The sequence below is a fragment of the Paraburkholderia sp. J12 genome, assembly GCF_905220215.1.
Taxonomy (GTDB): Bacteria; Pseudomonadota; Gammaproteobacteria; order Burkholderiales; family Burkholderiaceae; genus Paraburkholderia.
In genome coordinates this window covers 161360-179330 of the sequence record NZ_CAJMZC010000006.1, presented here as the reverse complement: position 1 = coordinate 179330, position 17971 = coordinate 161360, and the positions used below count along the sequence as shown (strand labels likewise).

General features: G+C 57.9%; 17 protein-coding genes and 1 pseudogene. 7 read left to right on the top strand and 11 right to left on the bottom strand.

Translation table 11 applies throughout. From position 1 onward, the window contains the following. Positions 1-53: 53 nt before the first annotated feature. The 7 genes from U5760_RS15800 (at position 54) to U5760_RS15770 (ending at position 8371) form a co-directional block, all read left to right on the top strand. The gene (locus U5760_RS15800) at positions 54-773 is read left to right on the top strand and encodes a GntR family transcriptional regulator (RefSeq protein WP_322013032.1); all 720 of its coding nucleotides are present in this window, start codon (positions 54-56) and stop codon (positions 771-773) included. A gap of 664 nt (positions 774-1437) precedes the next feature. Next, a complete protein-coding gene (locus tag U5760_RS15795) occupies positions 1438-2982 on the top strand; it encodes a Rieske 2Fe-2S domain-containing protein (RefSeq protein WP_322013030.1) in 1545 nt (514 codons plus the stop codon). A gap of 94 nt (positions 2983-3076) precedes the next feature. After that, positions 3077-4090: a PDR/VanB family oxidoreductase gene (locus tag U5760_RS15790; protein WP_322013255.1), complete on the top strand. Its 1014-nt coding sequence runs from the start codon at positions 3077-3079 to the stop codon at positions 4088-4090. A 106-nt stretch (positions 4091-4196) separates the two neighbouring features. After that, positions 4197-5210 (top strand): ketol-acid reductoisomerase, encoded by a 1014-nt coding sequence (gene ilvC / locus U5760_RS15785; protein ID WP_322013028.1) that lies wholly within the window; start codon positions 4197-4199, stop codon positions 5208-5210. A 68-nt stretch (positions 5211-5278) separates the two neighbouring features. Continuing rightward, complete coding sequence (locus U5760_RS15780; protein WP_322013027.1) at positions 5279-5980, top strand: GntR family transcriptional regulator; 702 nt, start codon at positions 5279-5281, stop codon at positions 5978-5980. 128 nt (positions 5981-6108) lie between these two features. Further along, complete coding sequence (locus U5760_RS15775; protein ID WP_322013025.1) at positions 6109-6954, top strand: class II aldolase/adducin family protein; 846 nt, start codon at positions 6109-6111, stop codon at positions 6952-6954. 112 nt (positions 6955-7066) lie between these two features. Next, a complete protein-coding gene (locus tag U5760_RS15770) occupies positions 7067-8371 on the top strand; it encodes an MFS transporter (RefSeq protein ID WP_322013024.1) in 1305 nt (434 codons plus the stop codon). A 69-nt stretch (positions 8372-8440) separates the two neighbouring features. Here the strand turns inward: U5760_RS15770 and U5760_RS15765 are convergent, their stop codons facing one another. From U5760_RS15765 to U5760_RS15715, 11 genes and pseudogenes are all read right to left on the bottom strand, one after another. Next, on the bottom strand, positions 8441-9133 hold the full coding sequence (locus U5760_RS15765) for a GntR family transcriptional regulator (protein WP_322013254.1): 693 nt from the start codon (positions 9131-9133) through the stop codon (positions 8441-8443). Between the two features lie 152 nt (positions 9134-9285). Beyond that, the gene (locus U5760_RS15760) at positions 9286-10251 is read right to left on the bottom strand and encodes a hypothetical protein (protein ID WP_322013023.1); all 966 of its coding nucleotides are present in this window, start codon (positions 10249-10251) and stop codon (positions 9286-9288) included. Then, a complete protein-coding gene (locus U5760_RS15755; protein ID WP_322013022.1) occupies positions 10248-10994 on the bottom strand; it encodes an SDR family NAD(P)-dependent oxidoreductase in 747 nt (248 codons plus the stop codon). The genes U5760_RS15760 and U5760_RS15755 overlap by 4 nt, the downstream gene beginning before the upstream one ends. Then, on the bottom strand, positions 10966-11505 hold the full coding sequence (locus U5760_RS15750) for a hypothetical protein (protein WP_322013020.1): 540 nt from the start codon (positions 11503-11505) through the stop codon (positions 10966-10968). Before U5760_RS15750 ends, U5760_RS15755 begins: the two co-directional genes overlap by 29 nt. A gap of 89 nt (positions 11506-11594) precedes the next feature. Beyond that, positions 11595-13040 (bottom strand): MFS transporter, encoded by a 1446-nt coding sequence (locus tag U5760_RS15745; RefSeq protein ID WP_322013019.1) that lies wholly within the window; start codon positions 13038-13040, stop codon positions 11595-11597. 740 nt (positions 13041-13780) lie between these two features. After that, the gene (locus U5760_RS15740; protein WP_322013018.1) at positions 13781-14863 is read right to left on the bottom strand and encodes a Gfo/Idh/MocA family oxidoreductase; all 1083 of its coding nucleotides are present in this window, start codon (positions 14861-14863) and stop codon (positions 13781-13783) included. Between the two features lie 99 nt (positions 14864-14962). Continuing rightward, positions 14963-15049: pseudogene (locus U5760_RS15735) on the bottom strand (transposase); the annotation flags it as partial. A 70-nt stretch (positions 15050-15119) separates the two neighbouring features. Beyond that, positions 15120-15470, bottom strand: a complete 351-nt coding sequence (locus U5760_RS15730) for a BON domain-containing protein (protein WP_322013016.1) — start codon at positions 15468-15470, stop codon at positions 15120-15122. Positions 15471-15535: 65 nt separating this feature from the next. Beyond that, positions 15536-16651: a porin gene (locus tag U5760_RS15725; protein ID WP_322013015.1), complete on the bottom strand. Its 1116-nt coding sequence runs from the start codon at positions 16649-16651 to the stop codon at positions 15536-15538. A gap of 300 nt (positions 16652-16951) precedes the next feature. Next, a complete protein-coding gene (locus tag U5760_RS15720; RefSeq protein ID WP_322013014.1) occupies positions 16952-17083 on the bottom strand; it encodes a hypothetical protein in 132 nt (43 codons plus the stop codon). Between the two features lie 88 nt (positions 17084-17171). Next, positions 17172-17957 (bottom strand): glucose 1-dehydrogenase, encoded by a 786-nt coding sequence (locus tag U5760_RS15715; protein ID WP_322013012.1) that lies wholly within the window; start codon positions 17955-17957, stop codon positions 17172-17174. Positions 17958-17971 lie beyond the last annotated feature (14 nt).

The following is a 17971-nucleotide window of genomic DNA, read 5'->3' as shown; positions in this document are numbered from 1 at the left end:
CGGGATGCGGGCATTTTTCCCGATGATCTGCTGTATCGAACTCCGGATCTCCAATGAACACAAAAGTCGAAAAGGCCAGCATTCCGAGTGGCGAGCTGCGAACCAAGCATGTTTTCGAAGCGTTGCGCTTCGATCTCCTAGAGAGTCGCCTTCGTCCCGGTGAGCGGCTAAAGTTTGTCGAGTTGGCAAACCGGTTCGGTCTGAGTCAAACCGTCGTCCGGGAGGCACTCACACGCCTGTGCGAACAGGGACTGGTCGAGAATCATCCCAAGCGCGGATTCACCGTTACACAGCTCTCCACCAAAGATCTCATCGATCTCACAAGTGTGCGGGTGCGACTTGAGAGCATGCTTCTTCGTGACAGCATCGCGAACGGTACGCTCGCGTGGGAGAAAGATATTGTGGCCGCGCATTACGTTCTCGAGCGCACGCCCTTCGTCACCGAGGCGCCACAGAATGCAGCGACGTGGCGGCAGCTACACCGTGATTTTCATCAGGCGCTTTGCTCCGGCAGCGGCAGTCCCCGCCTGGAAAAGGTGGTTGCGCAACTTCGCGATAGTTTCGAGCTCTACCGGATATGGTCGCAATCCCTGGCTGGAGAAACCAGCGGTAGTTCGTCACGCAAGCGCCGCAACGTCGAGCGCGAACATCGCGAACTATTGGACGCCGTATTGGATCGCAATGCGGATCTCGCGGTAAAGATTCTGACGAACCACATTACCGAGACAACCGACAAACTCCTGTCCTTTGCAAAAAAGGCTGGCTACGACTGAGCTACCTGCAACGGCGCTCGCAACTGGCGTCCGGTCGCACAAACCGATTGCGCCATTTCGGTTGGATATCACTATCCGGGAACCGCAATGGGAAGATAGTCGGCGCGGATGATTCGCATGCCGAAGAAGTGCCTATGCCACGCCATAGCTCCCCGGGATTCCGTTCCAGAAATAACTTTGCATAGCCGGGGAATCGGCGGCTATCGTCCAGCCATGCTGGCGGTGGCAGATTCAGCCAACTCCCACATTCGATGACTACGCCGGCCGCCGCCAGCGCGCAAGCCGCGGGCGCATCCCCTGTGTAGCCGGCTTGCGATTTGTGCGTGGAATCGATAAGTCCTTTTCAGCCGGCGACATGCGACTGAAAGTTTCTGCCCCAATACCCCCTATCGGTAACTGAGCAAGAGCATCCTGGATGCCCAGAGGCAGCAGGAATGGCGGTGTCACGACTGCACTTCGATGCCAGATTGCTGCGGTGCAAAATTAGCTGACCGCCTGCATCACCTCCCGACAATCGCCGACTGGCGTTAACCCTATCAAGACAAAGGTGGGATTTTTCTCCTATTCTTTGTATACAGAGTTCGGAACACGAAACTCAGAGTACGGCACTCAGCGGTGAGCAGCCTTACCAGGTGTCCCTGTCAATCACTGGAGGAAACCAGACATGAGCGTCAAGTCAGACAAGCTCGATGAGCAAAAGCACGCGGGTGGCTCAACCCCGGTCGCAAAGAAGCTGATCCCTTTCGGCGGGTACTACACGAACAAGGTGCCTGACCACGACCCCGAACTCACCGAAGTCGGTCCGGGCACGCCGATGGGCGAATTCATGCGCCGCTTCTGGCATCCGGTGTGCATGTCGATAGAACTGACGGATACGCCGCGTTTCCTCAAAATTCTCTGCGAGGAGCTCGTGGCGTTTCGGGACAAAAGCGGACGCGTTGGTGTCCTGCATGCACACTGTGTACACCGTGGCGCGTCGCTTGAATATGGTGCCATCCAGGAGCACGGCATCATGTGCTGCTATCACGGTATGGTATTTGACGTCGACGGCACCTGCCTTCACGTTCCGTTCCCCAAGGGCGAGGAAAAGGAAGCAGAGAGATTCGCGTGCTCGATTCGCCAAGGTGCTTACAAGGCGGTCGAACGGAACGGCCTGGTATTCGCGTATATGGGACCGCCGGACGAGGAGCCGCCGTTCCCCGAATGGGAAGGCGATTTTACGGTGGCGGAAGGTGACGAGCTGGTCGCATACAGCAACTTCCAGCACTGTAACTGGCTGCAAGTGCAGGACAACGCGGCTGACAACTACCACCCGACTGCGCTTCATGCAGGCAAGAACGTCGTAGGTGGGCACTACCAGGGTACGACATTCGATGAAGTCGGAGCTGCGTCGATGGAGGTCGCGCCCGACATGAATTTCGTCCCGGTACAAGGCGGTCGCAGTCTTGCATGCGCGGGCGCTCGTCGTGTCGACAAGGACAAGCTGTTCGTACGCGTTCAGCATCAGGTGCTGCCGAACCTGAGTCTGCACGCTTACACCTCCGAAGACGGTTCGAAGAAAAAGCTCTTTAGCCGATTCCACATCATCCGCTGGACGGTTCCGGTTGACGACGAAAATAGCAAGATGATCGGCTGGCGCGTTATGGGACCGGGTATTGATACGCGCGGTGTAGGCAACAAGGAAATGGTTGGATACGAGACGATCGATTTTCTTGAAGGCCAGGTGGCGATGCGTCGTCCTGAGCGCTTTGGCAAATACAAGCTCGAAGATCTGCCGCCGATCCCGCCGAATCACCGTGAGCGGGCGAACTATAAGGAAGCCCAGTACGCACCGGGCGACTATGAGGCGATCATCAGCCAGCGGCCGATCGCTGTTCATTCGCTTGAAAACCCCACCAGGTTTGACGCCGGCCTTTATCAGTTCCGCAAGATGCTGCGCGATGCCGTGCGCGGCACTAACGCCGCGGCATCCGCACAAGGATTCGCCGAATGGTTCCAGCAACTCGGCGGCGCGCCTAACAGCTATTGCACGGGCAACGTGTTTGAAATCGCCGAAGGTGAAACTGTCGAAGAAGAAGTCGCCCGTCGACGCAAAGTCCTGAAATCTGTTGTCGCGATTCTCACCGAAAGCGACACCCTCAAGGGTGCTACGCGAGCCGAATTTGTTCGCGAGAAGTTCGAAGAGCTCGAACAGTCGCTGAAGAGCTGAAGCATCGCGTCACTCGCACGGGATTGATTAGACACTAGCTGCGCCGGCCGCTCCGCCGTTGAGAGGCTGGCCCCAGCCAGGAAGGGAGATGAAGATGGAAACCTCACTGGAAACGGAAGAGGCCGTTCAGGATATCGAAGCCGGCACGCTGGACGTCCGGGTGAAGCAGATACGGTACGAAGGAAGGGGTATCAACTCATACGAGTTGACCAGCCTGGGGGGAGAAAAGCTTCCGCCTTTCGAAGCCGGATCGCACATTGACATCCATCTGAAGAACGGGATTATCCGCCAGTATTCGTTATGCAATCCGCCTTCCGAGCGTCACCGCTACGTCATTGCGGTTCTAAAAGACGAGGGTGGGCGCGGCGGTTCTCGTTCCATGCACGATGACGTGGCACCGGGCGACGTTGTCACCATCAGCAAGCCGCGCAATCACTTTGCGCTGGATGGTAACGCGAAGAAGGTCATTCTTATTGCTGGTGGTATTGGAGTAACGCCGCTGAAAGCGATGGCACATGAGCTGGAAGCGCACCGCGTCAATTTCGAGCTGCACTATTGCGCCCGAAGCCGCGAGTCGGCAGCGTTTAGCGAAGAATTCGCAGCGATGCTGAGCGCCGGAAGGTTGCATTACCACTTCGACGATGGTGAAAGAAGTCATCAGTTAGATCTGGCAAAGTTGCTGGCACAGCCGTCCCCCGGAACGCATGTCTACTACTGCGGGCCTGCTGGTTTCATGAAGGCCTGTGCTGATGCCGCAAGCCATTGGCCGAAAGGCACAGTGCATTTCGAGCACTTCAAGGCCCCGGAGCAGCCCAGGCGCGCACCTGCCAGCACGGAATTCGCAGGCGGCGGATGCGATATCACCATCGCGAGCACGGGGCAGGTTGTACACCTTGGGGCAGACCAGAATCTGGCTGAAGCGCTGAATGCGGCTGGGGTCGAAATCCCCACGTCATGCTGCGCCGGACTTTGCGCGACCTGCAAGGTCCGATATCGAGATGGAGAGGTCGAGCACAACGACTACATTCTCAGCGACGAAGAGCGGCAGGAATACCTGACTGCATGCGTATCAAGGCCAGTCAGCAAAACGCTGGTGCTCGATCTTTAAGAAACACATCAACGAATCGCCTCAACGGGGCCGTCGACCGCATCAAGACGCCCCCTCTTCGCGTAAGTACGCAGAAGCGCCTGTGGCGCAAACCTCTGGAAACAGCATGAAAGTTTTTTACGATAAGGATGCCGACCTCTCGCTTTTAAAGAACAAAAGCGTGGCGGTTATCGGTTACGGCTCGCAGGGTCACGCGCACGCTCTGAACCTGAAAGACAGTGGCATTAACGTCAGCGTCGGTCTGCGCAGGGGCAATTCATGGAACAAGGCGGAGAATGCCGGGCTTCGCGTCCAGACAATAGCGGATGCAGTGAAAGAAGCAGACGTCATCATGATGCTGCTCCCCGACGAACGTATCGCAGATGTGTATCGCGAAGACGTGGAACCCAATGCCCGGCAGGGTGCGGTCCTGGGTTTTGCGCACGGCTTCAATATTCACTACGGGCAGATTGCCCCGCGCGCAGACCTCGACGTGATCATGGTTGCTCCGAAGGCACCAGGCCATACAGTGCGCAGCACTTTTGTTTCAGGCGGTGGCGTTCCGCACCTCATCGCAGTTGCGCAGAATCCATCAGGCTCGGCTCGTGAAATCGCACTTGCATATGCCGCAGCGATTGGCGGAGGGCGTGCCGGCATCATCGAAACGAGCTTTCTCGAGGAGACAGAGACGGACCTCTTCGGTGAGCAGGCTGTGCTTTGTGGTGGACTGGTCGACCTCATCAAGACGGGTTTCGAGGTGTTGGTCGAAGCGGGTTACGCCCCGGAAATGGCCTACTTCGAGTGCCTGCATGAAGTGAAGTTGATTGTGGACCTCATTTACGAGGGCGGTATTGCAAATATGAACTACGGCATCTCGAACAACGCCGAGTTCGGGGAATACCAGGTCGGTCCGCGGATTATCACCGAATCGACCAGGCAGGCGATGAAGTCGGTCTTGCATGACATTCAGACTGGCCAATACGCAAAGCGCTTCATCCTCGAAAACAAGGCTGGTGCACCGACGCTGCAGGCACACCGCCGCCTGACTGCCAACCACGAAATCGAGATTGTTGGAGCAAAACTTCGGGCAATGATGCCCTGGATTACCAAGGGCGCTCTGGTTGATCGCTCGAAGAATTGAGGCTCTAGCAAAGCATGCATGGCGGTCTCGGGAGACATGTCCGTGCGGTCGACAAGGAGGGGGAAACCATGACGTCGAAATTGCTCAAGATTCGACCGAGGCCGGATTACGTAGAGGAGGTCTATGAGTTACTCCTTGACGCAATCTGTGATGGCTCTCTCGCACCGGGAACACGTTTGACGCAGGAAGACATCGCGGAGCAGCTTTCGGTGTCGCGCTCGCCAGTATTGCAGGCGCTACGACTGCTCAAGAAGGACGGACTGGTTCAGGATGCTCCCGGCCGCGGACTACTTGTCGCGCCCCTCGAAGCCTCGGCGCTTGCCGATCTCTACGAAATTCGTGGAGCGCTCGATATGCTTGCAGCGAGGCTTGCTGCCGTCGCTCTCGCCCGGCTTGATCCACGGCTCATTGAGCGGGGCCGTACGGCGGCGCAGACGGGCAACGTCCACGCGATGATCGACGCGGACATGGAATTTCATTTTGCCATCTACGCCGCCTCCGGCAACCGCCTGATTGCTCAAACGGCTCATGGCCACTGGGTGCATATCAGGCGTGTCATGGGTGCCGTATTACAGGCACCGAGTCAGCGCTCGTCAATCTGGGACGAGCATGCAGCAATCGCTCAAGCTATAGCGGCGGGGGATGGCTCACTTGCGGAGCGTCTCGCCGGAGAGCATGCGAAACATGCGAGTCAGCTGGTCGCTGGTCAGTTCGACGCGCTGCTCGGCGCCCTCAATTTACCAGCAGAAGCTGGTGAGCCGATCGGCTGAAGTTTGTATTGCAGGTCATGCCGGCGGTGATTATTGCATTGCCGGGTTTCAGGGAGCGGCGCTGTAAGCAACGCGGCTCCCACCCACGTACTTCGCAGGTTCTCATTCAATATTTAGGAGAATGAATCATGTCTGAAGCTGTAGCTGAACTGAAAGAAGAATCGATTGTTAAGGCAGGAAAAGTCTCGATTTACCAGCCGGACCAGGAGGGCGTGATTTTCCCGGAACTACCCGCGTTCACGTCGGTACAGGCTCATCGCCAGCACTTGAAGGAGCGCCTGGTCGCTGCGTGCCGCGCATTCGCACTGGAGGGCTTCGACTACGGTTTTGCTGGTCACCTGACCGTCCGCGATCCTGAGGATCCGGGCCTCTACTGGACGAACCCGATGTGTGTGCATTTCGCACAGGTCAAGGTATCGAATCTTATCTGTGCGGACCACAAGGGCAACGTAGTCGAAGGAAAATACGCCATCAATCGTGCCGGTTTCGTGCTGCACGCCGCAGTGCACGAGCAGCATCAGGACATCGTTGCGATGTGCCATGCCCACACGACCTACGGGACGGCGTTCTCCTCGCTGGGCAAGCCGCTCGCGCCCATCTCTCAGGACGCAGCTGCGTTCTACGAAGACCACGTGGTTATCGGCGATGAAGCGGGCAAGGTGGCGGTTGAAGTAAAGGGCGGCAACAAGGTTGCCAACGCGTTCGCCGGTGTCAAGGCGGCCATCCACCAGAATCACGGCCTGTTGACTGCCAGCCGGCACAGCATCGATTCGGCCGCCTTCTGGTTCATCGCTCTCGAGCGCTGCTGCCAGCAGCAACTCATGATCGAAGCCACGGGCATCACGCCGAAGGAAGTCACGCCGGAACGTGCGCGTTATAGCCGCGAGCACGTGGGCAGCGACTACATTGGTTGGCTGCACTTCCAGACCATCTGGAATGACCTCGTCGCCACGCAGCCGGACATGTTCGACTGAGCGCGGACACAAAGCTTACCTGTGGCGGTACCCCTTCGGATACCACCACAGGCCATAAACGGTGGGCATAAAAAACAACCACCGTCATCGGTAGGCCCCTCAGGAGACAACAATGAGTTCTCACAGCCCGGCCGTCTATCTGGAAGAAAGCGAGTCATCGGCATTTGCCAAAGCCGCATGGCGCCTTATTCCGTTCCTCTTTCTGTGCTATCTATCCGCTTACCTCGACCGTATCAACGTTGCCTTTGCCAAGCTGCAGATGCTCAACGATCTCGGACTGAGCGAGGCGGTTTACGGATTTGGCGCAAGCGTGTTTTTCGTTGGCTACCTGCTCTTTGAGGTACCGAGTAATCTGATACTCATGCGGGTAGGTCCACGGCGGTGGATCGCTCGCATCATGGTCACATGGGGCATCGTTTCTGTCGGCATGATGTTCGTGAGGACACCCGCCACCTTCTACGTCATGCGCTTTCTGCTCGGTGTCGCCGAAGCTGGATTTTTCCCCGCAATTGTCCTGTACCTGACCTACTGGTTTCCGCCCTCGCGGCGCTCAAAGGTTACCGCGCTGTTCATGACGGGTATTCCGATGTCCGGGGTCATCGGTGGTCCCTTGTCGGGTTGGCTGATGACGGCACTGGGGGGCACCCACGGCCTGGCGGGTTGGCAATGGCTGTTTCTTGTGGAAGGTCTGCCGACGATTCTCCTGGGCGTGATTGCATACTTCTATCTCGATGACAGAGTGCAGGACGCAAGCTGGTTGACGGACGCGCAAAAATCCATCATCGAGCGCAAGCTCGTCGAGGAGAAACCCGAGAGTCTCCTGCATTCGGTCAAGGACGGTCTACTGAATCCCAAGATCCTCCTCGTCAGCGCCATCTACTTTTTCTACACCATGGGTCTGTACGGGGTGAGTTTCTGGTTGCCATCGCTCATCAAGTCGAGCGGGGTATCCGATCCCTTGCACGTTGGTTTGCTGACGGCCATTCCGTATGCTGTCGGCGCGATTGCCATGATTCTCGTCAGTCAGAGTTCGGACCGCTTGGGCGAGCGTCGCTGGCACCTGATAGTGCCGGGGCTTGTGGGCGCTTTGGGACTTGCGATGAGCGTCTGGTGTTCGAACGCGACAGTGCCGGCAATGATTGCGCTGACCATTGGAACCATGGGCGTGATGACCACCATCTCGCAGTTCTGGGTGCTCCCGCCTGCATTCCTGGGAGGCGCCGCGGCTGCCGCTGGCCTGGCGTTCGCCAACTCTGTGGGTAGTATCTCGGGCGTGGTCAGCCCTTCGCTGATTGGTCTTGTCAAGACAGCAACAGGCTCGGCAGGCGTCGGCGTACTGGTGCTTTCAGTGAGCCTCGTCGTTGCAGGCGCGCTGGTGTTGTTTGTGCCTGCAACACTCGTGAATCGCCGTCGCTAGCTCAGCGCTTGTTGAGCTACAGCAGGTTCGGCGGCCTGCTGTAGCTCGGTTTCTCCAGCGTGTCAGATTCTAGCGGGCCGAGCGCGTCGGAGTATCTGCTTCCACGATGGCCTCGCTCATGTGGCGTACGAGGTTTTCCCGAGCGAATTCCGTGTGCTTGAGGCTGAGTTTTGCGGCGAGTTCTTCGTCGCCCTGTGCGATCGCGTCGGCAATTGCCGCATGTTCGTCCCAGACGGATTTGCGTTGGCCCACCACCTGGTGAACCGCGCCCATAACACGGCGCAGGTGCATCCAGTGCAGGCGGGCGCTGTCGACGATAAGCGGATTGCCCGAGGCGGTGTAAATGGCAGTGTGGAACGCCATGTCGGCCTCAATCATCGCCCGGACGTCGTCACCCTTTGAGACCTTGCGTCCGTTCGCGACGAGTGCCTTGTCAATCTTGATTTTCTTCCGGGCGGCCAGACGGGCGGCGAGGCTATCCAGCGCGCCGCGCAGTTCGTAGAGATGGCCGATACGCGTCGCATCCAGCGGCGTGACCTGCAAACCGCGGCCAGGCGCGTCTTCCACTAGCCCGTCTTTCTTCAGAAGACGGAACGCCTGCAGAACGGGCGAGCGAGACACCGCCAGTTGCTCGGCGATCTCCTCTTGAACGATTCGGGTCCCGGGCGCGATGGAGCCCTCGCTGATGGCATCGAGCAGCACTCGATAGACTTCGTCTACGTAGTCTGTACGTGCCTGAATTTTCAAGAGTTTTGCTGGCATGGCCGTGAGAACTGTGGATACAGAATCCCAATAGCTTACCAGCATTGACTGAAGCTGCTCAGCAGAGCACCGCGGCGAGATGATATGGCGCAAGCCGATAACGGATTGCAACGGGCCATGCTGGCTGACCAAAGACCGCAAACGATGGGCATTTACCTGAGAGCCGATTTATGCGGTTCAAAGCCAACAAGGTGGTCACGCTCCTGGCTGAGCCCGATGATCTCGACAATCAGCTTCTCCGGCCCAATCGCATAGGTCGAGTTAATGCCGTCCACGACGGGCCGCGTGAATCGATATCCATCCATCTGCAGAGCGCTCGCCAGGCGCAGAAAGTCGCGACGATCACGGTAGCCCACGGCGATATGGCTCAGCCCGAGATCGGAAACGCGTCGATTCCATTCGCGCGGACTGGGTGACTGGTACTCGCGAAGCTCGATGAACATCGTCCCTGCCTGCAGGATCGCCCGCCTGGACTTCGCGCCTTCGAGACCCCACATGGCGTCGGCATCCTCGTCGTGGATGATGTCTTCAGCGGCACGCGGCAGGTTCATGGTCCCTTCGAAGAACTTGAGAACCGCATCCAGATCATGCACGCTCGCAGCGACATAGACGACGCTCGGATCGACGTTGAACATCCGGTCCCGATAACCTCCGGGAAGATCTGCGCTTTCCTCCATGACCTCGATCACGCATCCCATATCCGGATCCCGGAACACGAAGCGGCGAACGCCCTTGTGAACCAACGGGCCGGCAAGGGTCTCGATTCCCACCGCCTCGAGCCTCGCTAACGTGGCATCGAAATCGGGAACGGCAAACCCAAATCGCACCCAACCATGATCGGCCGGCGTCCAGTCCTCCGGCTGCGAGCGAGGCACCGGATCGGTATGCTGAAAGAGTTCGAGCTGGAACAGGGACTGGCGAGAACAAAGCCACCAGATGGTTGCGCAGGCATCGTCCTGACCGAGTGCCTGGAGCGCCGCGAGTTTCGGTCCCCAAAGCAGGTCGCCGTGCCCGTCGGCAAACTTGAACACCTCCAGAAACCTGCGAATGGTCCGCGGCATATTTCGTGTCGACATCCCGATCTGGCAAAGGCTCGGCGGCCGGACGGCTTCGGTCATTTCGGACTCCCCAAGGTAAGACCGCCATCCACGACGATTTGCGCGCCGGTGATATAAGAGCTCAAGTCGGAGAGCAAAAAGAGAATGACCTCGGCGACCTCTTCCGCTTCGCCCATGCGGCCGGGGATCTGGAGCAGGCGGTCGATACCCGCCCGCTGTTGTGCGCTGTTGCGCGTCTGCATGGTCGTTGCGATGATCCCCGGGAGAACCACGTTCACCCGAATCTGCTGAACGAGATCTCGCGCAGCCGTCATGGTCATCGAAATGACCGCAGCTTTCGACGCGGCATAGGCCGTGCTGTCGGCTGAGCCACGAAGAGAATTGATGGACGAAAGATTGACGATTGAGCCCTTGCGATCGCCCATCAGCGCGATTGCGGCCTTGAGTCCGAGAAAGGTTCCGACCTGGTTGACGTCGATGACCTGGCGATATTCTTCGAGCCGGACATCCCGCAGGTTCCGCATTTTCGCGATGCCGGCGCAATTTGCCAGAAAGTCGATGCCGCCAAAGCGAGTCCGGACTGTCTCGACAAGATCGAGCCAGGAAGCCTCGGACGCCACGTCGAGTCCGATCGCGGTACCCCCCAGCCGATCCGCCGCTTCCCTGGCAAGGTCGATGTTGATATCGGCAATGATGACGTGGGTACCCTCGCCCGAGAGCCGCGTAGCCGTTGCCAACCCGATGCCGCTGGCACCGCCGGTGACGAGAGCCGTTTTACCGGCCAGGCCTGGAGATCGGCTCATCGAGCGCACCCCCTATTTTCGGTAGATGTGAAATGGCTGCACCCGTCATGCATCGACTCACAGAGCGGACTGGTTCCGGATGACGGGCGCGCGCTCTCGTATGTACGTAACACCATGATCGTTCCTTTTGATGGTTGATCTGCTCCTGCCTCGCGATGAAGCGACCCACGACGCCGCAAGCCGAGACAAGATGCCTAGATGAGAACTTCAGCTCCTCGCTTGTTCGAGGAGGTGAAGCAAGCCTGCCGGCCTGCAAGGCGCGAACGGCGAGGCGCGTCGCGCAATCGCTCGCGCTGCAGATCAGCACAGCTTCGATCGACGGATCATCGAGAATATCGCTCTCCGTCATGCGCTGTAGCCTGAAATGACGGAAGAACGCGCCCGCGCCTGGGCGACCCGAGTCGTCCGCACCCGAGATCAGCTCGACCTTCGCCGTGCGAAGCAGCGAACCGAGCCGTCCGAAGGTATGAGGGTGGGCAGCACCGAGAAGCCCCATCTTGATCGCGTTCACGAACCACTATCTCCCGTTGAACCTTCATCGACGGCAGCATTACGTTACCTGACTGGCGAAAAGCTTAGTTAACCTATTCATTGAATCGATTAAGTCGATGCGGAGGGCCGCGGCGAGCGCTCGGTCGTCTCCGAGCCAAAGGTCGATGCAGAGTCCGACGGCACACTGGAAGAATTGCGGGCACTGAACGCTTCAAGGTCGGAATCCATCTGGACGCTAACGGCTTCCGTCACACCTGGCCGCGAGGAGACGACGAAACAGATAAAACCGGCGAGCCCGAAAACCGCCACGATGGTCGAGACATACAGAACGCCGTTGCCTGTGAGGTGCATCATCGACGCAAGCGCGATCGGCGCGAGGCCGGCACCAATCATCGTGCCGAGCTGAAACCCCAATGATGAGCCGGTGTAGCGCGACCCGGTCTGGAACAGCTGCGCGAGATAACCTGGCGCTGGGCCATTGAGCGGCGAAAGAACGAAAATGTACATGATCAGATAGGCAACGAGAATGCAGGTCGTATTCCCGGTCCCGATCAATAGCATGAACGGATAGGCAAATAAGGCGCCCAGGATCAAACCGAAGCCCATGACCTTGCGATAGCCGATCCTGTCGGAGAGAGACCCCGACACGAGTTGGGCGATCATCGAGGACAACGCGCTGACCGACTGGATCGACAGGATCGTCGAAACCGAAATATTCAACGAATGCGCATAGGACAGCCCGATCGCGTTCGACAACGTCGAATAGGTCAGGAAAGAAGCCAAGGCGATTGTCGAAAGGATCAGATTGCGAGGATGCTTCAAGATCTCGACCAAAGGCGTCTTCACCTCGGTCTTGCTCTTCTCCTGGCGCTCGCGCTCCATCAGGAAAAGCGGAGACTCGTGAACCGATAGCCTGACCCAGAGACCCAGGCCGATAAGAAGAAAACTCATGAGAAAGGGGATACGCCAGCCCCAGCTTTCAAACTGGGGCGTGGGCATGAGCGCGCAAGCTCCCAATACGCCGGTGGCCACCATCGTTCCGGCGGGAGCGCCTGCGGACGAGAAACTGGCTGCAAATACCCGGTGCTTCTTCGGAGCATGCTCATAGGCCATGAGAGCGGCCCCGCCCCATTCTCCGCCTGCGGAGAAGCCTTGCACCACGCGCAGGAAAATCAGCGTGACGGGTGCCCAGATACCGATATGGGCAGGTTCGGGAATGCAGCCAATCAGGCCTGTGGCTGCACCCATCGTAGCGAGCGTAACGACCAGCACTTTTTTGCGGCCATATTTGTCGCCGAAGTGACCAAAAAACACCCCTCCGATCGGGCGACCGAGATAGCCCAGTGTCAGCGTCGCCATGGCGGCGAGGGAAGCCTCGGCGGGTGAGAGACCCGAAAAGAATATCTTGCCGAGAATGAGTGCCGCCGCCGCGTAATAGAGGAGCAGATCATAATATTCGACCGTGCTTCCCAGGAAGCAGGAGAAAAGCACTTTTCTTAGCTCGCGAGGCCGCTGAGCCGGCCTCACCATGTCCAGCTGCTGTCCGGAAAACATGTCTTGCTCCTCGTTGTGTTACCGCCTGTCATCCGACCTTGGATAGCCGTTTTTTGAGCGAAGCATTGCCGAAACTGACAAGCTGTTTCAGCCCGCATTTCTCATTCCACCTATTCCCGTCAAAACGTCAGAAACATATCGCCAGGCACCCAACCCGGGCTCCGGCCCGGTGGCCGTAACGTCCCAGCGTGCTTGCGTGTCCGATAGACCTGTAGAGGATAGGCGTCGGCGCATTCATGATTCCATTCGCGACCAGCCCAACATCCGCAGAACCATTCGGGCAGGCTGAATCCTCTTGATGAGGCCGCAGGTTGAAGATTGCCAATAGCTGAAGAGGTCGACCATCCGTGCAATACGCTATCGACAATCTGAAAATTATCGCGTATTTTTTGTCTTAGCGATATTTCAGGAATCGGCTCCCGAAAGCCCGGGACGGCATGAGTCGGTCACGAGACTCAGCGAACGATCCGCGCGGGTCGCAATGAGGATTTCGAGAGCATGGGGAAATCTGCCTCGCCCACCGAGGACAATCACAGACAGGTGAAGTTGGCCGGGCTCAGACAATATCGCTGCACAAGGCGCACCGGCATCGAATCATCACGACGTGACGGCACGCATTGCTTTTATGGAGGACTCCCTATATTTGCTTACGATTCGCCGGGGCTTCTTCAAGAGCGGCCCAAAAGTCGACGAGGACCCGTTCGACTTTCACGACGTAAGCGACAGGCATTGAAGCCCCTTCAACGTTCACACGGGGTAATACAGACCTCCGCGCCATGCCGACTTGAAGAATCGAAACACGCCTGGATGACACGCGCGACGTTCAGCGCGTCGCCCGCCTTTGCCGTGCATGTCTGGTCTCCCCGAATGGAATCGATAAATCCTTTAATCTCGATATCGAATTGTTCGGTGTTATTAACCACCCGAATCTCTGGGGAATACTCCGTTCTCTCACCAGACCATGCCACGTTGGTCTTTGCCTCGAACGGCACATGCCGCCCGGCTGGATAGCCGGCACGACCTTCCACAAGGTTGATCTCCAGCTTCGCGGGCAGCAATGACGCGTGCAGTTCGCCGTTAGTCCCATATGCAGAAATTGTCCAGCTTTCGTTCCAGGGGAACGGATCCCACGAATTGAAGTCGAGGGACACGACATAGTCCTCATAACTGAGAGTCGCACTGACGGCGTCTTCCCGGAACCTCGCCTCCTTGAAGCCCTGGAATTTAGGTGCTCGTGCGTTGACCGCGACAGGGACACCGAACGCGCATAGCACCACGTCCACAAAATGACCGCCGATGATCCAGAAAGCCCCGCCAAGCTCGCCTGGTGCATTGGCGAAATCCGATGCAGCTTCGTCGAACGAGCATCCACTGTGGAACCTCGCGTTGATCACTCGACCCAATATGCCGGATTTGATGATGTCGATGGCCGTGGCGACGATAGTCGAAACCCGCTTACCATAGCCGACCTGGCAAACTTTTCCCGACTGCTCGGCAGCATCGCGAAGCGCGAGCAAATCAAGGACTGTTTGACCCGCTGGCTTCTCGACGAGAACATGTTTCCCGCTTTTCAGTGCTCGAACTGAATCGCCGCTCATCCGATGGCTTGATCCGCAAACGAGTACGACGTCGATCTCCGGGTCGTCGAGAATCTCGTCGGCGGTTTTGCGGGGAATATTGAAGTGCCTTAAGAAGGCCGCGCCTGCCGCCGATTCATCTGCGCCGCCCACGGCTTCGAATAGCCCGGTCCGGAGCATGGCGAGCAGACGACCCGATGTATGGGGGTGGGTCACACCGACGAGACCCAGTCGTAATGGTTTCATGTTTCGCTCTTTCAAAAGAGGTTATTACCCTGGCGCCGGAGAAGTGCTGAACGACTGCGCCGGCACTCTGTGTCCCAGCCATCCCTACATCGGGACCATCAGACGTCGAATTGCCAGCAGGCACCGGAACTTCACCAGCGTGGTGGCATCCGGTACGTTCTCGCGCGTCAGATCGATGCCCGCGAATTGATCGGTGTTTCCCTAAGCGGGCACAACCCTCTGCCGTGCAGGGGCTATGCCCGGTCCGATAGCCCGCTTACTGCTCGCGAATCTCCAGTGCATTTTTCACCGACGTCACGCCTGGTACGCCTTGAGCGGTTTTTCCAGCGATATCGCTTTGCCCCTGATCGGACACACGACCTTCCAGCGTCACTGCACCGCCGCGTGCACGGACCGTGATGTTGCCAGCGGTCAAGCCCTTTGCCCGGGCCAGTGCTTTGAGCACCTTGCGTTGCAGCGCCCGGTTGGCAGCCCTGACCGCCTTGGCGCTCGGAGCCGCCGTCGCATCGGGAGCCGCCGCCGCATCGTTGCTTTGTGCATAGGCATTGAGAGAGGCCAGTACGATGAGCGTGCCACTGATGATCTTGACTGCCTGGAATGCTTTCATTGAATTATCTCCTGTTGTCATGAATCGTCACAGTTTCTCTTGAGTCTTATACCGACAAGGTTCGATCAGAACGAGTGTTCAATACCGGCATACACACCACTCTGACTGTGGCCCGGAAGCGGATTGTCCGCATTGCCCGGCAGGTTGGCTTCAAGGCTAAAGTCAGCATTTTTGCTGTTACGCACGGTAGCAACCTGAATGTCGAGCAAAGTGCGCTTCGAGAGGTTGTACGAACCGCCTACGGTGTAGATCGTCGCATTGCCGGCGCCGTTGTTCGCATTGACGTGATACACGGCTGCGATCAGCTGTGCGGCCGGCGTTGCATGCCATGTCACACCACCGTATTCCTGATTCGCTGTCGTCGGAATGCCTGTCGGGGCGCCGTTGATACCCGAACTACGCAGGCCGTCATACATGGCATTCAAGGTGACGGGTCCCAGGATCAGGTTACCACCCGCCATATATTCGCGCGAGGAACCCCACACACCGTTCGTCGTGTCGCCGAGGCCACCATTCACATTACGAACTTCGTCATACAAGACACGGAGCTGGACGAAGCTGTTGTTGTACTTCAATTCCACAGCATCCGAACGGCCTTCGTCGTTCAACTGACCACCGTTGCCCGTCGCGCCATTGTTAAAGCTCGTCTGGTTACCCAGTGAGTACTGGCCGCGCACCGAGAAGCCCCCGTAGTTCTGGGAATCATACGAAATATTGTTGCTCGAATCCTGCCAGTTTCGGCCACGTACCAGCGACCCGGACGACCACGAAGACTGGGCGAACGGGTCATATGCCCACAGATCGTCGCCGTCGAGGGTCAGCTCACGACCGAACAACAAGGTACCAAACTGGTTGCTCGAGAACCCAACCGTGGCATACCGATTCCAGATATCGCCATTGGCGCCGAGAGCGCCTGTCGCTGTGCTGAACGAACCTTCCAGACGAAATACGGCAGACAAACCACCTCCGAGGTCTTCCGTGCCCTTCAAGCCCCAGAAGCTGGTACCCCAGTCGCCACTTTCCAGACTGATTCGAGACGTGGAGCCACCGCCAGTCGTGCCAGGTATTCCACTCATATATGCGACGCCGACGTCCTGGCGACCATAAAGCGTCACGCTGCTTTGAGCATGCGAAATGACGCCAGTTGACATCAGCGCAGCGGCGAGTAAATATTTTTTCATCGTCTCCTCCATACCTCAGTAAATTAATAAATACTACTAATTATGTTCGGTAGCCAAAGATACCGAACGGACATCACATATCCAGCAAAACAGTCAGGTCTATCCAGATGCGTTGTGGCTGCGATTTAGCCCGGCGGCTATTTTTTCCTTACTTTTATCTCCACCCTATAATTGTCTTCCACGCCGCCCGGTAAACAACTTTCAATAGATTTGTGCTTCCTGCGCGCCTCTCGAATCGATATTTAAAATGAAGCAGTCTTCAGCCCAACCTCAACTGCGCTACGCTCCTTCTCGACATCATCAGCGATCGGGTTCAAATGCAGGAACGACGGCCTGGGCGTCATGAGTCTTCCGTAAAACCGCCGGGCCGACGCCCTCCACGGCTCCAACAATCACGGCGATATTGTTCGGAACAAGATCACCAATGGTCATGACATTTGAGTCTTTTCAGGTCAGGCACGCTCGAATGCCCGCACGCCGGCAACCGGTGGATAACGACGGCGGGAACTCCATGCTCCGGTCAGATCAGAACCATGCCGCCGTCAATCATGACCGTCTGGCCGGTCATGTAGTCGGACGCAGCCGACGCAAGGAAGCGCGTGGTGCCGACGACATCGGTGGGAGTGGCCGGGCGCCCGAGGATGATGGTCGAGGAGTAATCCTTGATGGCGGCGTTGGGCTCGGAGAAGACGCCCTTTTCGCGAAACTCGACGTCAAGCTCTTCCCACATTTCCGTGGCGACGATGCCCGGCCCGAAGCAATTGACGGTGATCTTGTGCTCGCCAAGTGCGCGCGCGCCCGCCTGGGTCAATGCTGCGACCGCGAACTTGCTCGCGTTGTAGGTCGCGAAGAGGGGATAGCCTTGCTTCCCGCCGATCGAGCTGGTGTTGATGATCTTGCCGCCATGGCCCTGCTTGATCATCTGCTGAGCGGCTTCCTGCATGCAGAGAAGCACACCGAAAGCGTTGATCTTCATCGTCCGGTCCCACTCGGCGTCGTCGATTTCAAGGAACGGTACGACCTTTGACACGCCCGCATTGTTGAAAATCACATCCAGTTTCCCGAACTCCGCGACGGTCTTTTCGATCATGCTTCGAACGCTATCCCGCCGCGAAACGTCGACCTCGACGGCGATCGCCTGGCCGCCCGCGTCGCGGATCGCCCCGGCAACGCGCTCGGCCTGATCGGCCTTTACATCGGCAATCACCAGCTTGCCGCCCTCGGCAGCGAGATCCTTCGCGATCGCAGCGCCAAGACCACGAGCCGCGCCGGTGACGATGATGACTTTATCTTCAACTGTACCCATTTATAAACTCCGGT

Excerpts from the sequence above, each read along its gene's own strand:
- U5760_RS15720 (WP_322013014.1), bottom strand. The coding sequence starts at position 17,083 with ATGACCATTGGTGATCTTGTTCCGAACAATATCGCCGTGATTGTTGGA.
- U5760_RS15745 (WP_322013019.1), bottom strand. The coding sequence starts at position 13,040 with ATGTTTTCCGGACAGCAGCTGGACATGGTGAGGCCGGCTCAGCGGCCT.
- ilvC (WP_322013028.1), top strand. The coding sequence starts at position 4,197 with ATGAAAGTTTTTTACGATAAGGATGCCGACCTCTCGCTTTTAAAGAAC.
- U5760_RS15775 (WP_322013025.1), top strand. The coding sequence starts at position 6,109 with ATGTCTGAAGCTGTAGCTGAACTGAAAGAAGAATCGATTGTTAAGGCA.
- U5760_RS15770 (WP_322013024.1), top strand. The coding sequence starts at position 7,067 with ATGAGTTCTCACAGCCCGGCCGTCTATCTGGAAGAAAGCGAGTCATCG.
- U5760_RS15790 (WP_322013255.1), top strand. The coding sequence starts at position 3,077 with ATGGAAACCTCACTGGAAACGGAAGAGGCCGTTCAGGATATCGAAGCC.
- U5760_RS15800 (WP_322013032.1), top strand. The coding sequence starts at position 54 with ATGAACACAAAAGTCGAAAAGGCCAGCATTCCGAGTGGCGAGCTGCGA.
- U5760_RS15765 (WP_322013254.1), bottom strand. The coding sequence starts at position 9,133 with ATGCCAGCAAAACTCTTGAAAATTCAGGCACGTACAGACTACGTAGAC.
- U5760_RS15715 (WP_322013012.1), bottom strand. The coding sequence starts at position 17,957 with ATGGGTACAGTTGAAGATAAAGTCATCATCGTCACCGGCGCGGCTCGT.
- U5760_RS15730 (WP_322013016.1), bottom strand. The coding sequence starts at position 15,470 with ATGAAAGCATTCCAGGCAGTCAAGATCATCAGTGGCACGCTCATCGTA.
- U5760_RS15760 (WP_322013023.1), bottom strand. The coding sequence starts at position 10,251 with ATGACCGAAGCCGTCCGGCCGCCGAGCCTTTGCCAGATCGGGATGTCG.
- U5760_RS15725 (WP_322013015.1), bottom strand. The coding sequence starts at position 16,651 with ATGAAAAAATATTTACTCGCCGCTGCGCTGATGTCAACTGGCGTCATT.
- U5760_RS15780 (WP_322013027.1), top strand. The coding sequence starts at position 5,279 with ATGACGTCGAAATTGCTCAAGATTCGACCGAGGCCGGATTACGTAGAG.
- U5760_RS15795 (WP_322013030.1), top strand. The coding sequence starts at position 1,438 with ATGAGCGTCAAGTCAGACAAGCTCGATGAGCAAAAGCACGCGGGTGGC.
- U5760_RS15755 (WP_322013022.1), bottom strand. The coding sequence starts at position 10,994 with ATGAGCCGATCTCCAGGCCTGGCCGGTAAAACGGCTCTCGTCACCGGC.
- U5760_RS15740 (WP_322013018.1), bottom strand. The coding sequence starts at position 14,863 with ATGAAACCATTACGACTGGGTCTCGTCGGTGTGACCCACCCCCATACA.